Annotated in this window: 18 protein-coding genes and 1 other annotated feature; of the genes, 15 read left to right on the top strand and 3 right to left on the bottom strand. The window is 39.7% G+C overall.

Annotated elements, in window-relative coordinates; genetic code table 11:
* Positions 1 to 47 precede the first annotated feature (47 nt).
* Positions 48 to 872 (bottom strand): hypothetical protein, encoded by an 825-nt coding sequence (locus B0X70_RS08125; RefSeq protein WP_046395499.1) that lies wholly within the window; start codon positions 870 to 872, stop codon positions 48 to 50.
* Positions 873 to 1,763: 891 nt separating this feature from the next.
* Here B0X70_RS08125 and B0X70_RS08120 point away from each other — a divergent pair.
* The 3 genes from B0X70_RS08120 (at position 1,764) to B0X70_RS08110 (ending at position 4,854) form a co-directional block, all read left to right on the top strand.
* Positions 1,764 to 2,078 (top strand): hypothetical protein, encoded by a 315-nt coding sequence (locus B0X70_RS08120; RefSeq protein ID WP_036780034.1) that lies wholly within the window; start codon positions 1,764 to 1,766, stop codon positions 2,076 to 2,078.
* Between the two features lie 1,023 nt (positions 2,079 to 3,101).
* Positions 3,102 to 3,440 carry a hypothetical protein gene (locus tag B0X70_RS08115; protein WP_046395500.1) on the top strand — a complete coding sequence of 113 codons (339 nt, stop codon included), beginning with the start codon at positions 3,102 to 3,104 and terminating at the stop codon, positions 3,438 to 3,440.
* Between the two features lie 559 nt (positions 3,441 to 3,999).
* Complete coding sequence (locus tag B0X70_RS08110; RefSeq protein ID WP_046395501.1) at positions 4,000 to 4,854, top strand: hypothetical protein; 855 nt, start codon at positions 4,000 to 4,002, stop codon at positions 4,852 to 4,854.
* A 91-nt stretch (positions 4,855 to 4,945) separates the two neighbouring features.
* Here the strand turns inward: B0X70_RS08110 and B0X70_RS08105 are convergent, their stop codons facing one another.
* On the bottom strand, positions 4,946 to 6,151 hold the full coding sequence (locus B0X70_RS08105; RefSeq protein WP_181150184.1) for a serine hydrolase: 1,206 nt from the start codon (positions 6,149 to 6,151) through the stop codon (positions 4,946 to 4,948).
* Between the two features lie 180 nt (positions 6,152 to 6,331).
* Here B0X70_RS08105 and B0X70_RS08100 point away from each other — a divergent pair, with 180 nt between their 5' ends.
* Positions 6,332 to 6,952 carry a glutathione S-transferase family protein gene (locus B0X70_RS08100; RefSeq protein ID WP_217471262.1) on the top strand — a complete coding sequence of 207 codons (621 nt, stop codon included), beginning with the start codon at positions 6,332 to 6,334 and terminating at the stop codon, positions 6,950 to 6,952.
* A 6-nt stretch (positions 6,953 to 6,958) separates the two neighbouring features.
* Here B0X70_RS08100 and B0X70_RS08095 read toward each other — a convergent pair whose 3' ends face one another.
* Positions 6,959 to 7,786, bottom strand: coding sequence for an SDR family oxidoreductase (locus B0X70_RS08095; RefSeq protein ID WP_105395576.1), 828 nt, complete (start codon positions 7,784 to 7,786; stop codon positions 6,959 to 6,961).
* Between the two features lie 284 nt (positions 7,787 to 8,070).
* Between B0X70_RS08095 and hisL the strand changes: the two genes are divergently transcribed.
* From hisL to B0X70_RS08040, 11 genes are all read left to right on the top strand, one after another.
* On the top strand, positions 8,071 to 8,118 hold the full coding sequence (hisL, locus tag B0X70_RS25935; protein WP_109791964.1) for a his operon leader peptide: 48 nt from the start codon (positions 8,071 to 8,073) through the stop codon (positions 8,116 to 8,118).
* Positions 8,094 to 8,217: a sequence feature (His leader region), on the top strand. It overlaps the preceding gene by 25 nt.
* Positions 8,218 to 8,243: 26 nt before the next feature.
* Positions 8,244 to 9,143 carry an ATP phosphoribosyltransferase gene (gene hisG / locus B0X70_RS08085; protein ID WP_046395504.1) on the top strand — a complete coding sequence of 300 codons (900 nt, stop codon included), beginning with the start codon at positions 8,244 to 8,246 and terminating at the stop codon, positions 9,141 to 9,143.
* Between the two features lie 6 nt (positions 9,144 to 9,149).
* A complete protein-coding gene (gene hisD / locus B0X70_RS08080; RefSeq protein ID WP_217471261.1) occupies positions 9,150 to 10,466 on the top strand; it encodes a histidinol dehydrogenase in 1,317 nt (438 codons plus the stop codon).
* A 2-nt stretch (positions 10,467 to 10,468) separates the two neighbouring features.
* Positions 10,469 to 11,572, top strand: a complete 1,104-nt coding sequence (gene hisC, locus B0X70_RS08075) for a histidinol-phosphate transaminase (protein ID WP_046395506.1) — start codon at positions 10,469 to 10,471, stop codon at positions 11,570 to 11,572.
* Positions 11,572 to 12,639 carry a bifunctional histidinol-phosphatase/imidazoleglycerol-phosphate dehydratase HisB gene (gene hisB / locus B0X70_RS08070; protein ID WP_217471260.1) on the top strand — a complete coding sequence of 356 codons (1,068 nt, stop codon included), beginning with the start codon at positions 11,572 to 11,574 and terminating at the stop codon, positions 12,637 to 12,639. Before hisC ends, hisB begins: the two co-directional genes overlap by 1 nt.
* Entirely contained in the window at positions 12,639 to 13,244 is a 606-nt protein-coding gene (hisH, locus tag B0X70_RS08065) for an imidazole glycerol phosphate synthase subunit HisH (RefSeq protein WP_105395572.1), read from the top strand. Before hisB ends, hisH begins: the two co-directional genes overlap by 1 nt.
* Positions 13,245 to 13,249: 5 nt before the next feature.
* Positions 13,250 to 13,987: a 1-(5-phosphoribosyl)-5-[(5-phosphoribosylamino)methylideneamino]imidazole-4-carboxamide isomerase gene (hisA, locus tag B0X70_RS08060; RefSeq protein WP_217471259.1), complete on the top strand. Its 738-nt coding sequence runs from the start codon at positions 13,250 to 13,252 to the stop codon at positions 13,985 to 13,987.
* Positions 13,969 to 14,745, top strand: coding sequence for an imidazole glycerol phosphate synthase subunit HisF (gene hisF, locus B0X70_RS08055; RefSeq protein WP_217471258.1), 777 nt, complete (start codon positions 13,969 to 13,971; stop codon positions 14,743 to 14,745). Before hisA ends, hisF begins: the two co-directional genes overlap by 19 nt.
* Complete coding sequence (hisIE, locus tag B0X70_RS08050) at positions 14,739 to 15,344, top strand: bifunctional phosphoribosyl-AMP cyclohydrolase/phosphoribosyl-ATP diphosphatase HisIE (protein ID WP_217471257.1); 606 nt, start codon at positions 14,739 to 14,741, stop codon at positions 15,342 to 15,344. Before hisF ends, hisIE begins: the two co-directional genes overlap by 7 nt.
* Before the next feature lie 674 nt (positions 15,345 to 16,018).
* On the top strand, positions 16,019 to 17,656 hold the full coding sequence (locus B0X70_RS08045) for a bifunctional metallophosphatase/5'-nucleotidase (RefSeq protein WP_217471256.1): 1,638 nt from the start codon (positions 16,019 to 16,021) through the stop codon (positions 17,654 to 17,656).
* 646 nt (positions 17,657 to 18,302) lie between these two features.
* The gene (locus B0X70_RS08040) at positions 18,303 to 23,168 is read left to right on the top strand and encodes an RHS repeat domain-containing protein (RefSeq protein ID WP_217471255.1); all 4,866 of its coding nucleotides are present in this window, start codon (positions 18,303 to 18,305) and stop codon (positions 23,166 to 23,168) included.
* Positions 23,169 to 23,191 lie beyond the last annotated feature (23 nt).

The following is a 23,191-nucleotide window of genomic DNA, read 5'->3' as shown; positions in this document are numbered from 1 at the left end:
AAACGAACAGCAACCGAATAATGACATGAACTAACCGGTGGAAAAATTTAAGCTTCCCTCCACTTCACCCAATCCCCTTGCTGTTCATCATATTGCCACAGATCGTCCTCGTTAAAATATCCACGTTCATCTATTGGCGCCCCCTGCTCCTCTTCTTCGTCCCATTGTTGCCGCAACTTATCTGTCAGGATATAAGGCGTCTTGGTCGCAATCTCCCCGGTAAAAGGAAACCTATAGCCTGTCTCTTCCAGACGGATAAACCTAGCATCGGTAGGAATATTAGAGATAACTACAGCCTCGGTTGCTGAAGGGAAGAGAATATAGCCGTTAATCAGAGGGAAATATCGTGGTAAACCCGGTTTATATGGTGGTGGAATGACATCAACCGCGTTCCACATAAGAAGATAATCTAACCCCTCATCGTTATTCGGCCCCATTGGATAACCTTGGTAAAAATAACGATTATGAACGGAATAATTTTCCGTCAATACAGCTGCAATATAAAAATAGTAACTAATCAGATCGATTTCTTCTGTTCTGAACGTACCAAATATTGAATGTAAAGGAAATATTCCCATGCCACCAAGGAGACCAAGAACCTCATACTGTTCATCATGACCATATTGATCAATATATTTCCCGGTCTTGATTTTTGACACTTGCATATCGGTCAAAATACTATCGTGTCCATTACTTGGGTTGAATCTATATCGACCATAAAGAAAGTGCAGACTATCCTCATAAATGTAAGTAAATTGCTCCTGATTAAGCATACGGAGAGGATTAGGTTTATCCGTCCATCGCTTGTCAGCACCTAAATTATTGCGATTTCCAAAACGGATAGAAAGCGCCAACGGATCAAGATATGACATATAACCACCTTTTCATCATAGAACAATGAGCCTATACGCCCATTAGAAAACGATAATTATTTTTCCAACAACGGTTCAACACTATATTGTCATGTCAGTTTATCACTGCCTCCCCATAATTATCTTAAATGTATTAATGCTAAAGCACTAAATGCCTGTATTAACTCTCTATCCAAAATAAGCAATCTACATCTATATTCAATAGAATAATGAATTCTAATTATTTTATTTCTAATAACATTCTTCTATTGATAAATAGAAAATTACCCCAAAAAAATTTAGTCTTAATATTGAAATAGTTATTTGCATGGCTATTTTATTTACTATTGAGTTTTTTAAAGAATAGACCAATACTTCATAAAGAAAAGTTTTTTTTATAAAAAACACACACAACATCTCATTTACATTAATATTTATATAAATTTCAAACAAATAAATTAACCATATTTATTTACAACAATCAAAAATATAATTTAAATTTTTAATTACCAAGCTAATCATTCAAAATAAATAAATTACCAATAAAATTTTAATTTAATCTAATTATATGAAACATAGAAAATCCCAATTATTTTATATTTCTCCCGTTGACAATTTATTTTCTATTTTTAGCAATATAACTCTATTTATCAATTAATTACATTATTTTTTCAAATTTATTTGACAACCTATAAATGGCACCTATAGTTATATGTGTTAGAGAAAATGTTATATGCCAATTAAAAATGTTAACTGTCCTATATTTTTAGTGCGAAAAAAATTTCTTATGTAGATTGCTTTTATAGTAGAAGTACCAACCACCTTATATTTCTCAAACAAACGGTTTTCCGTTAATTATTCAGAGACAATATAAGTCATTTATTAATTAATTTATATTTTGGAGTTTATATTATGATTAACGACATGCATCCTTCTTTAATCAAAGACAAAGATATGGTAGACGACGTAATGTTACGTAGCTGTAAAGTCATTGCAATGAAAGTTATGCCAGACAAAGTTATGCAAGTCATGGTGACTGTATTAATGCTTGATGGCACATCTGAAGAAATGCTTTTAAAATGGAATCTGCTAGATAATAGAGGCATGGCGATTTATAAAGTCCTAATGGAAGCGCTTTGCGCGAAGAAAGATGTGAAAATAGGAACCGTAGGAAAAGTTGGTCCTCTCGGTTGCGATTATATTAATTGCGTAGAAATCTCTATGTAAAATAATCGCCTGTGAAATGCTTGAGCCAAATAATAGATTCCTAATAGAAACGCAATCTGATTGAAGCGGTTTCATTAATCGCAACATACAGTACTTTTGTGATAGGAGTTTGGCACAACATTTCTGTGGTATAATGAAGCTGACTTTTACAACAGCACATTTTACCCTATTTGAGGCAGAGCGTAATATTAACGCTCTGCCTGCCTGGTTGTATTTAATATAAAAATATAAATGCATAAAAATAATATAAAATAAAACTCCAAAAAATTATAATTAATTAACCAGTTATCTATTTCAAACAGACAACATCAATATATTATTATAAAAATTTAATTTCGTTCGAAAACATTTCTTATAAAAACCACCTTTAGGATAGAACACAGCCCCTACTCAATCTTAAAAAAACAAGGCATAACAATATCCCATTATTGTACACTGTGAACAATTAACAACATATGTAATTACATCAATAACATTCGCAATATATAATTATTAATAAAATATCATATGCCCAGGCACTATTAACATTAAAATAGATTCAAATTAATTAATTTCAAAAATTGTAGTTATATATATCCATGCGAAATATTATAGGATAATAATAATTTCATAATGTTTTATCTGAATATTAACTAGAAAACAGAAATTTAAACCATTCACTACATACTGACTGTTCGTTTCAATGCCTACAGCTTATTTCTTACCCACACTCTATTATAAGAACATCCTGCATAAATAATGCCTATTGGAACAGATTATTAATTTTTCCATTTCAACAGCACGAAATAAATATCAATATTATTTTTTGATTAGAGTGATACCTTTGATTATTATAACCATTTAGAGGAAATATATTATTGGCAACATTTTAACAGCATCAATAATTATATAACACAGATAAACTTTTAGTATAGATTACAATTACCAATTATCTTATATTTCTTCGGCGGACAAATTACTGTTCTGCACATTTTGGTAAAAAAATTCTATTTTTCAATTACATTAAATTAAAAGGTTAACACGATGAACTATGCAAATCCTTCTTCTAATGAAGCGGTAACAGAAAATAAACCTGAAAACACTTCTCCAACTCCTAATTACTATTTCGCTGTTGGTACAGTAACTTCAGTTCAGGCTGCACCTGATCAAAACCAATTACAAGTGACTGTAACTATGCAATTCCCTAACGGCAAATTTAACTATCTGTTATGGTGGAATGCGCAGGACTACAGAGGTGCTGCACTGTATCATCTTCTTCTGAACGCTTGCAGTAATAACAAACGTGTAAATATAACTTCTTCATCAGCGGTTTCTCCTGGTGGTTACAATTATATCTACAACGCAACATTGTTGGCTTCTTAATATAAAGTCATAAATTGCTAGATAGCTGCACCTAATTCCTTATTGCTACAATAGAAATTGAGTGTAGTATTTCTCTGGTAGAACAAAGCTGATGTTGAGTAAAAGCTAACAGTATTTTCTACCAGAGATTCCCTTCTCCAGGCAGGTCCTTAATCACAAGGTTCTGCCTGTTCTCACAACACCGTTTTGAATTCACGATAATTAATAAATAATATCTTATTTCAATAATGCTATTTCGGTGTCATTAATCTATATTCAATGAATTTAAAAATCATTTCAAATAAACAATAATAGACCTAAAATTAACCCTAATAAATTTATTGATCATATATTTAACACACCCAATAACAACATATTAAAACAATTATATTAAATCTATTTCTGAACATGGATATTTTAATTTTCTACAAATTAATTTCCTATCTAATATTACCTATAGAATAATAAAAACCCAATCAAAACCCATTTTCTTGACAAATATCAATAATGCTTACTACTATTTTTAATGCTTGAATATCTATTTTTCTCTCACTCATTTCTCTTCATAATAGGTGATAAAATGTCAGAAGAAAGCCAACGTATTAAAAAGCCATCCTCAGGTTATGCAACAGATTATTTCTACGATGGAGCATGGCATAGAGCCGTCAAATTTGTTGAGGGCAGTGTTGAATTTTTTGATGTTTATGATGTTATCTTTGAGGGGATTACTTACCAGTCTCCACCGATCTTAGTTTCTGAGAATCTCATTGTTGTTCCCATAGCAAAAGATGAAGTTGCCTGGAACAGTAAAATAGAAATATACGGTGCTATTGGCACTGGAGAAAGTGAAAAGATTTTTTCTGACGGTGATGCTGTCCGGCCTTTTGCTGGTGAACTTGATGTTTCAAATCATCAGGAACCTCTTGTTATTTTCGGCGGAGGCAATGTTAGTCGTTTTCCCAACTACACAGCCAATGTCAATGGGGTTGAATATGGTGGTTTGATTATAGATCCAGAAAAAAATTCAATATCCTTATTGCGCCCCATTGAAGATGGAAAACTGATGGTATTTGGTAAAACTGAAACTGGCAAAAATGTCATTGTCTTTGAAATAGAAACTGAAGGTGAAAATAAACCGCTTAATGGATGGGTAGAGTTTCATGACGTAGCAACCTGTATTCTATTCAGAAGTGGCGATTTAACAGGATTCGCTAATAGCTATGAACTCCGATATGAAGGAACATCAACCCGCAATTATCGAGGTTTATCACCTACACATATTCGCTACGAAAATATTGGTCATCATGTTAAAACTGAGGTTGAATTATGGGCTTACTGGCAAGATAAACCTGATGGTGTCTTGTTATTCAAAGGCCGGTACAACGGATCTGCTGTAAAAAACAACAAACGTTGCTCTCTGGATGAAAAAAAATAAGTGTAAAACGTGCGCGGCAAAATGCCGCGCCCTAAGCAAGGAAGAATATAACTCCATCCAACCCGCCGCATAAACCACACATTGACGTCAATCAACCAAAAAGCGCCTTAAACCAACCACTCACCTTCATCACAATCAAATCCCAAATGCGACTAAAAAAGCCACCTTCTTCCACCGCCTCTTTAACTACCAAAGGACGTTGTTCAATCACCTTATCCCCTAATTGGAAATTAATCACGCCGACAAACTGATTTTTCGCCAAAGGCGCTGTCAATGGCGTCTGATTTAACGTGTAACTGGCTTTCAGGTTTTTTAGCTGCCCACGAGGAATGGTGATTGCCGCATCTTTTTCCACGCCAAGAGCAACATCTGAACGATCTCCATACCAAACCTTTTCTGAAACAAACGGTTCGTTAGCTTTAATGGGCGTCACTGTTTCATAAAAACGGAGTCCCCATGCAAGTAATTTTTCACTTTCGGCGAAACGAACCCGATCACTTGGCGCACCTAGCACAACAGAAATCAACCGCATAGGTCCTTCTGTCGCTGAAGCAACCAGGTTATAACCAGCGCCGCTGGTATATCCTGTTTTCACACCATCAACATTCATATTCTTATTCGACAACAATCGGTTACGGTTAGGCTGTTGGATTTTATTAAAGGTGAATGTTTTCTCTTTATGCAGGGCATACTCATCAGGCACATCACGGATCATAGCCTGACTCAATATCGCCATATCACGCGCAGTGCTGAATTGGCCCTCAGCATCCAATCCATGAACCGTGCGAAAATGGGTGTTAGTCAACCCAAGTGCTTTTGCATAATTATTCATCAGACTAACAAATACATCCTGACTACCCGCCACATAATCAGCTAAAGCAATGCTGGCATCATTGCCAGACTGAATGACAACGCCGCGATTCAAATCGATCACTTTTACCCTATCACCGGGTTTAAGAAACATGAGAGAAGAACCTTTCAATATGGGATTACCCGTCGCCCAAGCATCCTTTCCCACAGTAACGATATCTTCCGGCGTGATTTTTCCCGCTTTTATCGCCTGACCGACAACATAACTGGTCATAATTTTTGTCAGACTGGCTGGATCGAGCCGCTCATCAGGATTACCCGCCGCCAGGATTTTACCGCTGTCATAATCCATTAACACATAAGCTCTAGCGTCCACTGGTGGAACGACAGGTTCATCCGATGCATAAACACTGGCACCTACCATTGATGCTACTGTCAGCACCGCAATAACACATTTCATCGTCATCGCCAAACTTTTCTTCATCATCGTTCCCCTTTATTTAATAAGAAAAAATGTCAAATTCTTATTAATATAAAATGTTGTACGATAAGAAACCAACATAAACAGTGTAAAGATTGTGCTGATCATTGGTTTTCATGTAATCCAATAAAGCATATTGGTAGCAAATAACCGACTTTATTATTATTCTAATTCAAGGAGAAGCCCATGCTGACCATTTGGGGCCGTAAAAACTCTTCCAATGTAAAAAAAGTGCTCTGGTGTCTGAAAGAACTCGATGTGCCGTATAATCAGGTAGATATTGGTGGTAAATTTGGCAAACTGGACGACCCGCAATATCTGAAAATGAATCCGAATGGGCAAATCCCCTGTTTGCAAGAAGATAATTTTGTCCTGTGGGAATCTAATGCAATCGTTCGTTATCTTGCAGCGAAATTTGGCAAAGATGTGCTTTATCCGCAAGATTTACAGGAAAGAGCTAATGCCGATAAATGGATGGATTGGGTTGGTTCACACCTGTTTCCTCATATCAAACAACTCGTGATAGGTTTTATTCGCACACCTGAAGCAGAGCGGGATCAAAAACAAATAGAACAAACCCTGACTGAAATCGAAAAACTGATGAAAGTGCTCAATAACACCCTGGCAGCACAGAAATATCTTTCTGGTGATAAATTTGGCATGGCTGATATTGCATTAGGCCCCATGATTTATCCTTGGCTTAACATCCCAATCAAACGTCCATCTCTGCAAAATATTGAACGCTGGTATCAATTAATGGCAGAAAGACCAGCGTTCAAAGAAATTGTCATGATTGAGTTAAGTTGAGAAAAATCAGCTCATTGGCATCCATCTAGGATCGGGATATTGATACTTAAATCCTAACTCCTGGCAAATACGGCTGCCATCAACAATTCTGCTGCGCACCTGAGTTTCTTCTCTGGAAAACTCAGGTGGAACTAAATCAAGCTGATTACTGGCCTTAGGGTAAAATTCAGCTTTAGTTGGGTGAACAGGCGCACATAAATTATAAATATGCCCACCATTACTCCTCTGAATTAATAAGTTAATGGCTGAAATCACATCATCCTGATGAACTAAATTGACCGGCTGATTCCCCCCTTTAACGTCCTTTTTGCCCGCCAGAAAACGCCCGGCATGACGATCACTGCCTACCAAACCGGCTAAACGTAAAATATCAACGGAAATATTTGGTAGTTTGTGCAACCAATTCTCTAATTCAACCAATGCCTGAGCGGAAGGCGTTTCAGGGCAAAAAGGCGCATCTTCATTGAGATTGCCAGCAACAAAACCATAAACAGAGGTAGAACTGGTGAAAATAATCCTTGGCACGGAGTATGAAAGAGCGGTATCGACAATTAACTGAACTGCCTTAACATAGTTATAACTGCCCCCCGCCGTGTGGCTTGCCGGTAAAGTGATGATCATCACATCGGCTACCATCAGTTGCTCTAAATCATCAAGCGCACAATTGATCTGAGGTTCCAGTTGTAACAAATAACATTCGATACCAGACATACGTGCTGCCTCTACACCATCTGGCGTCGTTTTACTGCCAACAACTTGCATACCACTGCGACTCAATGCCTTGGCTAATGGCATCCCCAACCACCCCAGACCGATAATGGAAACTTTTTTCATCACCACTCCTTATATGCCTGATATTATTTTGATTATGCAAATAATTCGAACATTAAGCCACTGTTATTATTGGTACTGTATCTCTCTCATAGAGAGCAATATTTCGAGTAAAAACAAAACACTATTACAATATAAATTTATTGTTAAAAAAATAGATTGCTTTTAGGCCATCAAATCGTATAGGTTGAATGGCAAGCAAAAAATTTAACCTCTGCTGGTCAATGAATAAAAACAACTGGCAGCAAACAGTCACCAATAGCAATAATAAATAAAGAGAAACCATTATGATCCGCATTCAATTTAGCCATTACCACCATCATCATCCTGATTAGTCTTTCAGGCGGTTGTGTGCTGGAAGACGTTTAGCGGGTCTTCCGGTGGCATGAATGCGATGAAAACCCTCGGAAGAATCCTTCCGGGGGTTTTTTTATGTTTACAATTTTAAGTGGGGATAAAAATGTTAGATAAATCACGTTTACGTATCGCAATGCAGAAATCAGGCCGATTAAGCGAAGATTCACGAGAATTACTGGCTCGCTGTGGTATTAAAATTAATCTGCAACAACAGCGCCTAATTGCATTCGCAGAGAATATGCCAATTGATATCTTGCGAGTACGTGATGACGATATTCCAGGGCTGGTTATGGATGGCGTTGTCGATCTGGGTATTATCGGTGAAAACGTGCTGGAAGAAGAGCTATTAAACCGTCGCGCTCAAGGAGAAGATCCACGTTATTTCACTTTACGTCGTCTTGATTTCGGCACCTGTCGCCTCTCATTAGCCGCACCTCTAGACTACAATTATACTGGCGTCGAATGTTTACAAAATGCCCGTATCGCAACCTCTTATCCTCATCTGTTAAAACGTTATCTCGATCAGAAAAAAGTCCACTTTAAATCCTGTCTGCTAAATGGCTCAGTTGAAGTTGCCCCGCGCGCCGGGTTAGCAGACGCTATCTGCGATCTGGTTTCAACTGGCGCAACACTGGAAGCGAATGGCCTGCGGGAAGTAGAAATTATCTACCGTTCCAAAGCTTGTCTTATTCAACGTGATGGTGAAATGCCCGCTGATAAACAGCAACTGATTGAAAAACTGTTGACTCGCATTCAAGGGGTGATTCAGGCCCGTGAATCCAAATACATCATGTTGCACGCACCAAGTGCAAAGCTGGAAGAAGTGATTGCTCTGCTACCAGGGGCAGAACGACCAACGATTCTACCGCTGGCGGGGGATCAGAACCGCGTTGCCATGCACATGGTAAGCAGTGAAACACTGTTTTGGGAAACGATGGAGAAACTTAAATCCCTTGGCGCCAGCTCCATTTTAGTATTACCAATTGAAAAGATGATGGAGTAAACGAAAATGACTAGCCGTTTCGATACCCTGATCCATTGGCAGGAATGCCATGATGAACAGCAAAGCGCTTTACTGACACGCCCTGCTATTTCAGCTTCCGAAGAAATCTCCCGTACAGTGGAACAAATTCTGCATGCGGTAAAAGAATATGGCGATCACACTCTGCGTGAATTCAGCCGCCGTTTCGACAAAATGGTTATTGAAAATATCCGTATTTCGCCGGAAGAGATCGCCGCCGCGGAAAACAGCCTGAATGACGACATTAAACAGGCAATGCAACGGGCAATGAATAATATCCGCGTCTTCCACGAAGCGCAAAAACCTATAAAGATCGAAGTAGAAACCCAACCTGGGGTCTATTGTCAACAAGTAACACAACCTATTGATTCTGTCGGGCTTTATATCCCCGGCGGATCTGCACCATTACTTTCTACCGTTTTGATGCTCGGAACACCTGCTCAAATAGCGGGTTGCCATAGAGTTGTACTTTGTTCCCCACCACCGATTGCCAATGAAATTCTCTATGCGGCCACACTGTGTGGAATTACGGAAATATTCCAGATTGGTGGCGCTCAAGCCATTGCCGCTATGGCATTTGGAACAGAATCCGTACCCAAAGTAGATAAGATTTTTGGTCCAGGTAACGCTTATGTTACCGAAGCCAAAAGACAAGTTAGTCAGCGCGTAGATGGTGCCGCCATTGATATGCCTGCTGGCCCATCGGAACTGCTTATTATCGCCGATGCGGGGGCAAACCCCGTTTTTGCGGCTGCCGATTTACTCTCACAAGCAGAACATGGCCCTGACTCACAAGTGATATTGGTTACACCTGATGAAACGTTAGCCAGGAAAGTGATAGCGGAAATCGAAAAACAGCTTACCCTGCTTCCTCGCAACCAGATTGCCGCCAAAGCACTAGCGCACAGCCGGATTATTGTGACAAAAAGCCTGCAACAGTGCGTAGAAATCAGCAACCGCTATGGCCCAGAGCACCTGATTATCCAAACCCGTCAGCCAGAACAACTGATTGAAAAAATCACTAGCGCCGGTTCCATTTTCCTCGGTGACTGGTCGCCGGAATCTGCGGGAGATTATGCATCAGGAACCAATCACGTATTACCAACTTACGGCTACACTTCAACCTATTCCAGCCTTGGTCTGGCAGATTTCCTAAAACGTATGACGATCCAGCAACTGACGCCACAAGGGCTACTGAACCTATCTCAGACCATTGAAACACTGGCGCAAGCAGAACAATTGACTGCCCATAAAAACGCCGTCACTTTACGTGTAGCTGCACTGAATATTGCAGATAAGGAGTGAATATGAATAACATTTTTGATGCCAATCTGTTGGCACGAGAAAATATCCGCAAATTAACACCTTATATGTCTGCCCGTCGCCTTGGCGGCAAGGGTGATGTTTGGTTGAATGCCAACGAGTACCCACTAGCGCCTGATTTCCAATGCACTGAGCAAACATTAAACCGTTATCCTGACTGCCAGCCAGCCTCGGTTATCCGTCGTTATGCCGCTTATGTCGGATTACAACCTGAGCAAGTGCTAGCCTGTCGGGGTGCTGATGAATCCATTGAACTTCTCATCCGCGTATTTTGTGAACCCGGACAAGACGCGGTTCTGTTTTGCCCTCCGACTTATGGTATGTACAGTGTCAGCGCTGAAACTTTTGGTGTCGAACAAAAGAAAATTGCCGCACTGGAAAATTGGCAACTGGATATCGAAGCGATCGAAAATAACCTTGACCGGGTAAAATTGATCTATATCTGTAGCCCTAATAATCCAACAGGAAACTCAATTAATCCTGGTTCATTGCGTAAAATTCTGGAACTGACCGCCAATCGTGCAATTGTCACTATCGATGAAGCATATATTGAATTTTGCCCGGAAAATAGTATCGCAAGCTGGCTAAAAAACTATCCAAATTTAGTCATTTTGCGAACCCTCTCGAAAGCTTTTGCTTTAGCCGGTCTGCGCTGTGGATTTACTCTCGCATCTGTGGATATCATCACTCTGTTGTTAAAAGTGATTGCACCTTACCCGCTTTCTACTCCCGTTGCGGATATTGCAACACAAGCACTGACAGCAAAAGGCATCGCCGTTATGCAAAAACGCGTCATTGAGACCAGGAAGAACCGCGATTATTTGCAACAAGCCTTGAATAAATTGGCTATCGTTGAAAAGGTATTTCCCAGTGAAACCAATTACATATTGGTGAAATTCTATGACGCAGAAACTGTTTTCAAAACATTATGGCATCAAGGCATTATCCTGCGCGACCAGCGCAAACAGCCTGGTTTAGAGGGTTGCCTGCGGATCACTATCGGCAGCCGTAAAGAGTGTGAGCGAGTGGTTGAAGCCATCAGCGCCCTTTCCACTATAAATGAACAACCAAAGGAGACAACAAACTGATGAACCAGAAACTCCTTTTTATTGATCGGGATGGTACGCTGATCACTGAACCACCAACAGACTTTCAGGTTGACCGTCTGGATAAACTGGCACTGGAAACCGAGGTTATTCCTGCGCTACTTGCCCTGCAAAAATCGGGGTTCAGGCTAATTATGATCACCAATCAGGATGGTCTTGGCACAGACAGTTTTCCATTAGAACAGTTTGAACCGCCACATAACCTGATGATGCAGATTTTCAGTTCTCAAGGCATCCATTTTGATGAAGTTTTAATCTGCCCTCACAAACCAGAAGAGAACTGTCATTGCCGTAAGCCAAAAATCAAACTCGTAGAAAAATATCTGGCAGAAAGCTTGATGGATACCGCTAACAGCTATGTGATTGGCGACCGGGAAACCGATCTGCAACTGGCAAAAAATATGGGCATTCAGGGATTACGTTATCATCCGAAAAACTTTGGCTGGTCCGCCATTAGTGAACAACTGACCCGTAAAGATCGCCACGCTCATATTCAACGTGTTACTAAAGAGACATCCATCAATATTGACGTTTGGCTCGACCGTGAAGGCGGCAGCAATATCAATACCGGCGTCGGGTTTTTTGACCATATGTTGGATCAGATTGCCACCCACGGAGGTTTCCGCATAAATGTTCAGGTTAAAGGCGATCTCTGTATTGATGATCACCACACCGTTGAAGATACCGGTCTGGCATTGGGGGAAGCATTGAAGCTGGCTTTGGGAGATAAACGAGGCATTTGCCGCTTTGGTTTTGTGTTGCCAATGGATGAATGCCTTGCCCGCTGTGCTCTCGATATCTCCGGTCGCCCTCATCTAGAATATAAAGCTGAATTCAAACACCAGCGGGTGGGTGATCTGAGTACTGAAATGATTGAACACTTCTTTCGTTCACTCTCTTATGCAATGGCCTGTACGCTGCATCTGAAAACGAAAGGCAGCAACGATCATCACCGAGCAGAAAGCCTGTTTAAAGCCTTTGGCCGCACACTACGTCAGGCGATTCGGATAGAAGGCGATACATTGCCTAGTTCCAAAGGGGTTCTGTGATGAAAATCGTCATTCTCAATACTGGCTGCGCCAACTTGTCATCGGTAGCTTATGCCATCCGAAAATTAGGCTATCAACCTGAAATCAGCCAAGAAGCAGCGACGATCCTGGCAGCAGATAAATTACTTTTGCCTGGCGTCGGCACTGCCAGCGCCGCAATGGATCAATTAACACAACGGGAGCTTATACCGTTAATTAAAGTACTTAGCCAACCTGTGTTAGGTATTTGCCTTGGCATGCAGCTATTCGCTGCCACCAGCGAAGAAAGCGATAATGTTGCAGGAGATAATGTCACCCTACTCGAAATTATTGATTCCCCCGTCCAAAAAATGGCTACTCATGGGCTTCCATTGCCACATATGGGCTGGAATCAAGTTTTGCCAAAAGCGGGACACCCGTTATTCCGTGGTATTGCAGACAATACCTATTTTTATTTTGTCCATAGCTACGCGATCCCAGTGAATACTTACACCATTGCGCAAACCGAATATGGCAACACTTTCAGCAGTGCAATCACTAAAGATAATTTCTTTGGCGTACAGTTTCACCCTGAACGTTCCGGTGCAGCCGGAGCCAGACTATTAAAGAATTTTCTGGAGATGTAAGCACAATGATTATACCGGCATTAGATTTGATTGATGGCAAAGTAGTACGGTTACATCAGGGGGACTATGCTCAACAACGGGATTATAAGCACGATCCTCTGTCTCATTTTCAACAATATGAACAACAGGGAGCAAAACTGCTCCATCTGGTCGATCTAACCGGTGCTAAAGATCCATCCGCCCGCCAGATCCCTTTACTGCGCAAATTACTTGCAGCGGTTTCTATACCTGTTCAAGTTGGCGGCGGCATCCGTACAGAAGAAGATGTGAAAACATTGCTTGATGCGGGGGCCAACCGGATCGTCATTGGCTCTATCGCCATAAAACAACCGGCACTAGTTATCCAATGGTTTAAACATTATGGTGCGGAAAATATTGTGCTGGCGCTGGATGTCCGTATCAACGATACAGGCATGAAACAGGTTGCCATCAATGGCTGGCGGGAGAATTCTGCTATCACTCTGGAACAAGTTATTAAACAATATCTGCCTTACGGGTTGAAATATGTACTGTGTACCGATATTTCCCGCGATGGCACGCTAACTGGCTCAAATGTCGAATTATATCGGTCAATTTGCCAATACTATCCACAAATCGCATTTCAGGCTTCAGGTGGCATCGGCACATTAAATGATATCGCTTCTCTGCCTGCCAGCGGTGTAGCCGGGGTTATTATTGGTCGTGCATTACTTGATGAGAAATTTACCCTGACGGAGGCAATTCAATGCTGGCAAAACGCATAATTCCTTGCCTTGATGTTCGTGATGGGCAAGTGGTTAAAGGTGTTCAATTTCGCAATCACGAAACTATCGGCGATATTGTGCCACTCGCTCAACGATATGCGGAGGAAGGGGCAGATGAACTGGTTTTCTACGATATCACCGCCTCATCTGATGGACGGGTAGTTGATAAAAGTTGGGTCGCCAAAGTTGCGGAAGTGATCGATATTCCTTTTTGCGTTGCCGGTGGAATCAAAACCATCGAAGACGCAGGGCAAATCCTCTCATTTGGGGCAGATAAAATCTCTATCAACTCCCCTGCCCTGACTGATCCTACCTTAATTACCCGTTTAGCCGATCGTTATGGCGTTCAATGCATCGTCGTAGGGATTGATACCTGGTTTGATGAAAGTGCAGGCCGCTATCAGGTTTATCAGTTTACCGGTGACGAAAAACGCACAAAGGCTACTCAATGGCAAACCCTCGATTGGGTAAAAGAAGCGCAACGCCGTGGTGCAGGTGAAATCGTACTCAATATGATGAACCAGGATGGTGTTCGCAATGGCTATGATCTGGCTCAACTAAAACAGGTGCGCGAGGTTTGTCATGTCCCTCTTATTGCCTCTGGCGGCGCAGGCGCACCAGAACACTTTCTTGATGCCTTTAAACAGGCAAATGTCGATGGAGCACTAGCAGCATCTGTATTCCATAAACACATTATCAATATTGGTGAATTAAAACAGTACCTTTCACAACAAGGCGTGGAGATAAGAACTTGCTGACCGTACAACAAATCGAAAAACTGGATTGGGAAAAAGTCGCTTATATGATGCCGGTTATTGTGCAACATGCTATATCCGGCGATGTCCTAATGATGGGTTACATGAATAAAGAAGCACTGAATACAACTATCAGTTCAGGCAAAATCACTTTCTTTTCCCGCAGTAAACAACGTCTGTGGACCAAAGGTGAAAGCTCCGGCCATTTTCTTAACTTGGTCAACATCTATCCTGATTGTGACAATGATGCCCTATTGGCACTCGCAGATCCAATCGGCCCTACCTGTCACTTTGGTACATGCAGTTGCTTTGCTCCGGCACAAACTGAATGGGGATTTCTTTATCAGCTTGAAAAATTGCTGGCAAGTCGCAAAACAGCCGACCCTGACCACTCATACACCGCAAAATTATATGCCAGCGGTACGAAACGAATCGCTCAGAAAGTGGGTGAAGAAGGAGTAGAAACTGCTTTGGCAGCGGTAGTTAATAACAGAGAAGAGCTAACGAATGAAGCAGCAGATCTGATGTATCACCTAATGGTTCTACTACAGGATCAAGAGCTGGATCTTAGCTGTGTTATTCGTCGATTACGACAAAGATAAGGCAGAAGACAAGTTAATTTCAGGTTTTTATCCCGTCAATACAATTTATTTTCCATTTACACCAGCTTCACCATTGAAAAACAACTTCACCCCAAAATAGCCGATTTGCGAATCGGCTGTTACTTTTAGACACAGCCCATTAATAGGTTTGTGGGGAGACAATTAATTCCACATTAAATAAAAAGATAGGTATTTGGCCCGAATGGTTTTTTAAAATTTATATGATTTCATTTAAATACAACCTTCTCAGTAAGAAAAGGTTTCATTCAAATAGGATTTGAATTACTAACCTGAATTCTGGATAAAAGATTGAACTAATTGCCTATTTTAAGATCAAAATCTTCCCCCACAAGAACCGATCTTATTTAGAAAATGGATTTTTATGGTATTGATGTGAAATAGCACTGGAATCGCATCGAAAGTAGTCTATATGCGGGTTACTACCTGCATGATGTAAATACAAATACCTTTAATTATAAAAAACAGACTTACACTGTTGGTTTAGATAAACGTTTTGCCATTTCCAAGTACAATAATCTGCTTTTGTTCGTCGAAGTACCATATTAAAGATAAAACCATTCAGATCAATCGTGATGAGTTTTACATTTATTACAGCAAAGACTTAAAAGTGATTGACTGTCCAAAACGTGAACTCAATACCAAGAGATAATAAGATGAATAATAAGTATAAATTAATTTTTTTGGCGATTGGCAGTGCCCTATTGACCGGATGTGTCATTAAACCCGGTCACGATAAAACAGATATTATTGATGTTCGTGTCCTGGCTATGAATGACTTTCATGGCGCCCTGAAAGCATCAGATCCCAACAAATCAGGTGGCATTGAACATATATCCACGCTAATCAAGGAACTAAAGAAAGAGAACCCTAACAATATTGTCGTTGGTGCTGGTGATATGATCGGTGCAAGCCCATTACTCTCTTCAATGTTCCATGACGAACCAACGATTGAAACGCTATCCAAAGTAGGTTTGGAAGCAACTGCCGTTGGTAATCATGAGTTTGATAAAGGTAAGGATGAACTACTGCGTAAACAGAATGGCGGCTGTCATCCTATGACTGGCTGTCAGGGGCCAGAACCATTTACCGGGGCGAAATTTCAGTACCTGGCAGCAAATGTCACCGTCAATCAAACGGGTAAAACCCTATTTCCTGCATATATCATTAAAAAATTTAAAGGCATTCCGGTGGCTTTCATTGGTCTGACTCTGGAAGGTACGCCAGAGATCGTGATACCAAGAGGAACCGAAGGTTTAAGCTTTGCTAACGAAGTTAAAACCATTAATGCTTTAGTGCCTGAACTACAGAAACAAAGTATTAAAGCAATAGGTGTTCTGATTCATGAAGGCGCTGAACAGAAACGTGATGGAAAGCGTATTAATGTGAATTCCTGTAATGATCTAACCGGTAAGGTTCTAGACATTGTTAACCAATTGGATAAAGAAATTGATTTCGTCATTACTGGTCACACGCATCAAGCATACAACTGTGTGGTTAATGGTAAGCCAGTCACTTCCGCACAAGCTAACGGCGCGTTAATAACCAATTTGGATCTAAAACTAGACAAATACACTAAGGATATTGTGGATTTTAAAGCAAAAAATATTTGGGTTGATAACCGTAAATATGAAAAAGATCCAGAAGTAACTAAAATATTGGATGCATATGAAAAAATAGCCGCTCCATTGGCAAACCGGGTCATTGGTAAGTTGGATAGCGACCTGAATAGGCAAACTAATCGCGCTGGTGAATCTTCACTGGGTAAAGTGATTGCAGATGCACATTTGTATACTGCTGCATCTAAAGAGAGTGGCGGCGCCCAAATTGCATTTATGAACAGCGGCGGTATTCGTGCTGACATGACTAGCGGTGAGATAACTTACAATGCTATCTACGCTGTTCAGCCATTCTCTAATATATTATTAACTAAGACACTAACCGGCGAACAAATTAAACGTCTGCTGGAACAACAATGGGACCGTTCACGTTCGCAAGTTTTAGCGGTTTCTAATGGTTTTGAATATCAGTGGGATAGCACCAAACCAATAGGCGATCGTGTTATTGCCAGCTCAATAAAAATCAATGGTGAACCTGTTGAATTCAATCGAAAATACCGTGTGGTTGCTAACGAATTTTTAGCAACAGGGGGAAGTAACTTTTCTGTGTTTAACGAAGGTATTGATCCTGTATATAGCGTGCCTGACGTTGATGCAGTAATGAAATATTTCGCTGAAAAATCTCCTATTGCTTATCCTAAACAAGATCGCATCATTAACGTGAACAAAGAATAATTAACAGCCTATTTCGTTAGGTTATTTTATTAATCACGCCCAACGAAATAGGTACAGCGGATACATACAATTTTATATTTTTCGTTGTCCCCTGTAACCGCGATCCACCGCCCTTTTCCGGTAGATGAAAAGGGTAAAAACCAGTTAGAAAAGAATCACCCATTTCTCCTCTTGCAGGCCAACAACCAATGATTTTATTAGCTGTTTTTCCATATCCAAGAAATACAACCATCGTTCATTTTGGAGTATAAATGTTATAATAGAAATAATTCAATCTAGTTAGTATATTTTTTGATTTGACAATTAATCAGATTGCTAAAACTAGATTGAATTCCCTCAACGTAATCGATTATTTTGCAAAGCTATCTTAGTATTATCAGATAAATATAATATGATTAATTATTTTATAAATAGATTAACATAATCACTAAAATTAATTTTCAATTATGATGCAACAACCTTCATCTAATTAATAATATTAAAAATACTTAATTATGATTATTGTGATGTATCTTTATTAGACTATTTTTACAATTAGGGAAATTGGCATTCTTAATCCATATATGAATGGCTATATTACCATTATTACATGAATGACTAAAAAAATTTTACCTGACCATAACCTTAATTAAAAAGGAAATTAAAAATGAATGCTAATGATATATATTCCAATGCATTTAATTTTGGATCTTATATTAATTCTGGCGTAGATCCAAGAACAGGTCAATATAGTGCAAATATTAATATTTTCACGTTAAGGCCCAACAATATTAATAATTTTGAGCAGACACTCAGCCTATCATTTTCACCATTAACAACTTTAAATAATGGATTTGGTATTGGCTGGCGATTTTCATTAACAACATTAGATGTAAAAACACTCACATTTCGCAGAGCAAGTGGGGAACAATTTAAATGTAAACCATTTCCTCCTAACGGTCACGATATCAGCTTTAAAGATAAAAAATTAAAAGATCTTCGCGTATATAAACTTGACGGTAATACTTTCTACGTTATTAATAAAAGTGGCATCATAGAAACACTTAAAAAAATTGGAACAAGTGATATTGCGAAAACAATTTCACTTGAATTTCCTAATGGAGAAGCATTTGATTTTTCTTATAATGCAAGATTTGATCTGACTAAGATAAAATATCGCATCACCGGGGAGACATATCTTAAATTCAATTACGATGGAAATAATTGTACCTCCATTGAATATCCTGAAGATAATAATATATCTGCTAAGATATCATTTGATTATCTAAATGACCATCTTATTACCGTTACTGAACCTTATGATGCTTCAGGCCCTATTGCTTCTGAAAAATTTAAGATAACCTATCAAATACTACAAGAAATATTTCTCGTTATTAGTAGTTTTCGTACTCCAACAGGTTATGTTGAACTGGTGCGTTATAAAGAGGAAGGACTTAAAGTTACAGATACTGAATCTATTCCTTGCGCTATTGCATTAACGATCCAACCCGGTAATGGGCAACCGGAAATCAACAAATTCTATGAATATCACCTATCACACAATTTCTTAGGATATTCTTCTGGCAGAACAAGTTTTGATTCTAACCAAGATAATTTGTATCTGGTCACTGGAAGATATAATTATTCTTCAATTGAAATGCAGCAACAGTCAAATAATATAGTAGTAGAGAGAGTTTTTAATAAATTCCATCTAATGATCAAAGAAGCAAAGAGAGGATATGGGATAATATTTATAACAGAAATTAAATATAACGAAGATTTGTCGAAAGATTTTTCCGAACAACCAGAAAATTTACATCAACCATCTCGTATAGTAACTCGTCATTTCAACTGGATCACAAATACTTCACGCGAAGAAGTCGTCAATATTAAAAGTGATGATTGGGGTAACATCTTAAATATTACTGAAACAAGTGGGATACAGAAAGAATATGTTTATTACCCTGTCAACGGAGAAGGAAATAACTGTCCTGCTGATCCGCTAGGTTTTTCTCGATTTTTAAAATCAGTGACACAAAAAGGAGCACCTGGCACTTCTCAAGATGTAGAGAATAAAGTCATTCACTACACATATCAAAAATTACCCTCTTTTACTGACACTTATATTAATGAATATGTCAACAAGGCTTCAGAAACAATATATGACAAGATAGTGAAAACTTTTACCTATATGAATTCACCTGAAAGTAGAATTCATGGATTGTTGGCGAAAATAACTTCGGTGATGAATAATAAACAAACTGTAACGACATTTAAACATGAATATGCAACAAACACCATTGCCACAAACGTGACGGTAACAGGCTTCGATGGTACGAGTATGCAATCGAGAACTGTGATCTCCATTTATACGCAGAGGCAACTTAGCAAGGTTGATGTGAACCATGTCATTACGGATCAATCTTATGACCTCTTGGGTCGAGTTACTGAACAAATTATCAACCCCAGCACAACAAAAGAAGTTAAACGTAGTTATTCTTATCAACATCCCGGTGATAACGATAATAATTCCTGGCCGGTGATGACAGAAATTGATTCTCAAGGTGTCGGACGTAAAACCCATTACGATGGTATGGGACGCATTTGTTCGATTGAAGAACAGGATGATGACGGTACCTGGGAAACATCGGGAATTTATAAAGGTACATATCGTACAGTCCTTACCAGAAGATATAATATTTTCGGACAACTGTCCGAAGAACGCACATATGATTGGTCATGGGATTTATCTTCGGATCCTCTGATCCGTCTTCCCTCACCTTTGATAACAATAAAAAAATATTCATTCGATATTTGGGGGAACCATTCCGTTACTAACGATGACCGATATTACAACCGAATCGACATGGAAGAACATGATCCTGTTGCAAGAACAATTATTCAATATACGTCGGAAGTACCGGGTAAATTGCATATTCAGAAAAATAACTTTGGGCAACCTGATTCGATCAAAATCGTTTATCCAAATACAGAAACGGTATACAGCTCTCACACCTACCACTATGATGGATTTGGTCGCCTTGTGAGTGAAATCGATGCAGAAGGCCATGTTACACAAATAGCCTACGATGTATTTGACCGTATAGTAAAAAAAACCCTTCCAGACGGGACAGAATTAGAACCTACCTATGCGAACTTTAGCCATGAAGAATTAATTTCGTCGTTGAATGTTAATGGAACACAATTGGGCGCATTAGTCTATGATGGTCTTGGGCGCGTAATAAGCGACACCGTGGGAGGCCGCAAATCAGAATATTTGTATGGTGCTCAAGGTAACAAACCTATTCAATCTGTTACTCCTTCGCATAACAAACAAAATATAGATTATCTGTACGATCTTGGTGGTGTAATGTCCAAATTTACGACAGAAACAAACCAACAAAATTTTCATTACCATACAAAAACTGGCGCATTATTGTCTGCGTCAGATTCGGTATCCCAAAGCAATTACAGTTATTTCCCATCAGGTATATTACAACGAGAATCACTTTCGCAGGCTGATAAACCCATTTCATCAGGCGATTATCTTTATACAATGTCCGGTTTGATTCAACGTCATAAAGATAGCTTTGGTCATGAGCATATTTATGGCTACGATAACGCAGGAAAATTAGTGACAGTGCAGCAAGGTTTACAATCCGCTACATTGACATATGATTCTATTGGCCGACTGGTGACAACGACAATAAAGGACTCGGAATCATTCTCCCAGTTAGTCACGAGAATCGAATACGATGATTTTGATCGGGAAATAAAGCGTACACTAATTAGTAACTTCTCAATGCAAATTATCACTTTAGACTACACAAAGAATAATCAAATTAGACAACGTATCACCACCATAGATGGAGTGGTGATGAAAAAAGAACATTATCAATATGATAAAAACCAGCGTCTAAACCAGTACCAATGCGAGGGAGAGCAGCCGCCAGTTGATCACAGAGGTCGTGTATTAACTCAGCAAATTTACCATTATGACCAATGGGGAAATATTAAACAGCTTGATAACATATACCAAGATGGTAAAGAGACGATCAACTATTATTTCAGTGCTCTTGATCCAACCCAACTTATCTGTATTTCCAACGGCAAGCACCAGATAAAATTAAATTATGATGCTAACGGTAACCTGATACGTGATGAGAAAGGGCAGACTCTCATTTACGACCAAAATAATCGCCTGGTAGAAGTTAAAGACCGTCAAGGGAACCTGGTGTGTAGCTACCAATATGATGCACTAAATAAGTTAACCACACAGATTTTAGCGAATGGCACGGTTAATCGTCAATATTATGCTTCAGGTAAAGTGACTAATGTTCAGTTAGGTGATGAAACAATTACTTGGTTGAGTAGTGATAAGCAACGGCTTGGTCATCAAAGTACAACAAAAGGCCAGTCAGCCTACTACCAATACGTCAATGACCACAGTAACACGATTGTGGCAAGTCAGCACGAAGGTGAATTAACATCTTTGTCCTACACACCTTATGGCTTCAGAAGCTTAATATCTTCGTTACCGGGTTTGAATGGTGCACAGATCGATCCGGTAACCGGATGGTACTTTTTAGGTAACGGATATCGCGTTTTCAATCCCATCCTGATGAGATTTCACAGCCCGGATAGCTGGAGTCCATTTGGACAGGGAGGGGTTAATCCCTATACGTATTGTCAAGGTGATCCCATAAACCGGATTGATTTGAATGGCCATCTTAGTGCAGGGGGAACATTAGGCATTGCACTCGGTGCAATCAGTACCATTGTGGGCATTGTATCTCTGGGCGACAGAGCGGCAATTAGTGCGGGCTTAATTGCAGGCGGCGGAATTCTCGGTGCCATGACTTCTACCGGTGCCCTTGCCGTCACTGCGCCAGTGATTGAGTTGGCCGCTAATACGATAGGAATTGAATCAATCCTATTATCAGAAACATCTCACACATCAAATTGGGCTAGTGTAGGGTTGAAAATATTGAGCGTTGGGGCCAGTGCTTTCTCATTGATGCGATCGGCACGAAGTGGTACCCAAGCAATCAGCGCGGGTGTCGGTGTTATCGGGTCAGTACCTCTCGAATTTGGTCAGTTTGCCAGACGTTCCAACAGACGTTGGAGTTTAGCCTTACCGGCAATACCATTTGATGCAACTTCAACGGGACTCACTCTGGGAACAGCGGCCTCTTCTATGGCAGACCGTAATGCTAATGCCGCTAATATCTTAGGATGGGTATCTGTAGGTTTTAATACTGTTGCAACAACGGCGGGACTAGCAAATCTGGCTCATAAGGCTTATTCAATCGACTGTCACACTTGGGAACTTAACACGGCGGCAGGTATTGTTGAAAGGAACAACACATATATTTTATCCCGTTTAACACAACTGGAATCAGAAGCAGTGAATGTCCATCCGTCCATTCGCGCAGTTGAAGTGAATCAAACATTCCGCAATAGTATCGGGGATCTATTTAGTCAATCGTCCATTGAAACCCGTAACATGCTACGAGGTCGCCTGACAATATAAACATTCTGCACGAAAAACGACTA

The sequence above is a fragment of the Photorhabdus akhurstii genome (assembly GCF_019090985.1).
In the GTDB taxonomy this organism is placed as follows: domain Bacteria; phylum Pseudomonadota; class Gammaproteobacteria; order Enterobacterales; family Enterobacteriaceae; genus Photorhabdus; species Photorhabdus akhurstii.
This window is presented reverse-complemented; position numbering and strand designations above follow the sequence as displayed.

Coding starts and splice junctions, on each gene's coding strand:
- B0X70_RS08125 (WP_046395499.1), bottom strand. CDS start 872: ATGTCATATCTTGATCCGTTGGCGCTTTCTATCCGTTTTGGAAATCGC.
- B0X70_RS08120 (WP_036780034.1), top strand. CDS start 1,764: ATGATTAACGACATGCATCCTTCTTTAATCAAAGACAAAGATATGGTA.
- B0X70_RS08115 (WP_046395500.1), top strand. CDS start 3,102: ATGAACTATGCAAATCCTTCTTCTAATGAAGCGGTAACAGAAAATAAA.
- B0X70_RS08110 (WP_046395501.1), top strand. CDS start 4,000: ATGTCAGAAGAAAGCCAACGTATTAAAAAGCCATCCTCAGGTTATGCA.
- B0X70_RS08105 (WP_181150184.1), bottom strand. CDS start 6,151: ATGATGAAGAAAAGTTTGGCGATGACGATGAAATGTGTTATTGCGGTG.
- B0X70_RS08100 (WP_217471262.1), top strand. CDS start 6,332: ATGCTGACCATTTGGGGCCGTAAAAACTCTTCCAATGTAAAAAAAGTG.
- B0X70_RS08095 (WP_105395576.1), bottom strand. CDS start 7,786: ATGAAAAAAGTTTCCATTATCGGTCTGGGGTGGTTGGGGATGCCATTA.
- hisG (WP_046395504.1), top strand. CDS start 8,244: ATGTTAGATAAATCACGTTTACGTATCGCAATGCAGAAATCAGGCCGA.
- hisD (WP_217471261.1), top strand. CDS start 9,150: ATGACTAGCCGTTTCGATACCCTGATCCATTGGCAGGAATGCCATGAT.
- hisC (WP_046395506.1), top strand. CDS start 10,469: ATGAATAACATTTTTGATGCCAATCTGTTGGCACGAGAAAATATCCGC.
- hisB (WP_217471260.1), top strand. CDS start 11,572: ATGAACCAGAAACTCCTTTTTATTGATCGGGATGGTACGCTGATCACT.
- hisH (WP_105395572.1), top strand. CDS start 12,639: ATGAAAATCGTCATTCTCAATACTGGCTGCGCCAACTTGTCATCGGTA.
- hisA (WP_217471259.1), top strand. CDS start 13,250: ATGATTATACCGGCATTAGATTTGATTGATGGCAAAGTAGTACGGTTA.
- hisF (WP_217471258.1), top strand. CDS start 13,969: ATGCTGGCAAAACGCATAATTCCTTGCCTTGATGTTCGTGATGGGCAA.
- B0X70_RS08045 (WP_217471256.1), top strand. CDS start 16,019: ATGAATAATAAGTATAAATTAATTTTTTTGGCGATTGGCAGTGCCCTA.
- B0X70_RS08040 (WP_217471255.1), top strand. CDS start 18,303: ATGAATGCTAATGATATATATTCCAATGCATTTAATTTTGGATCTTAT.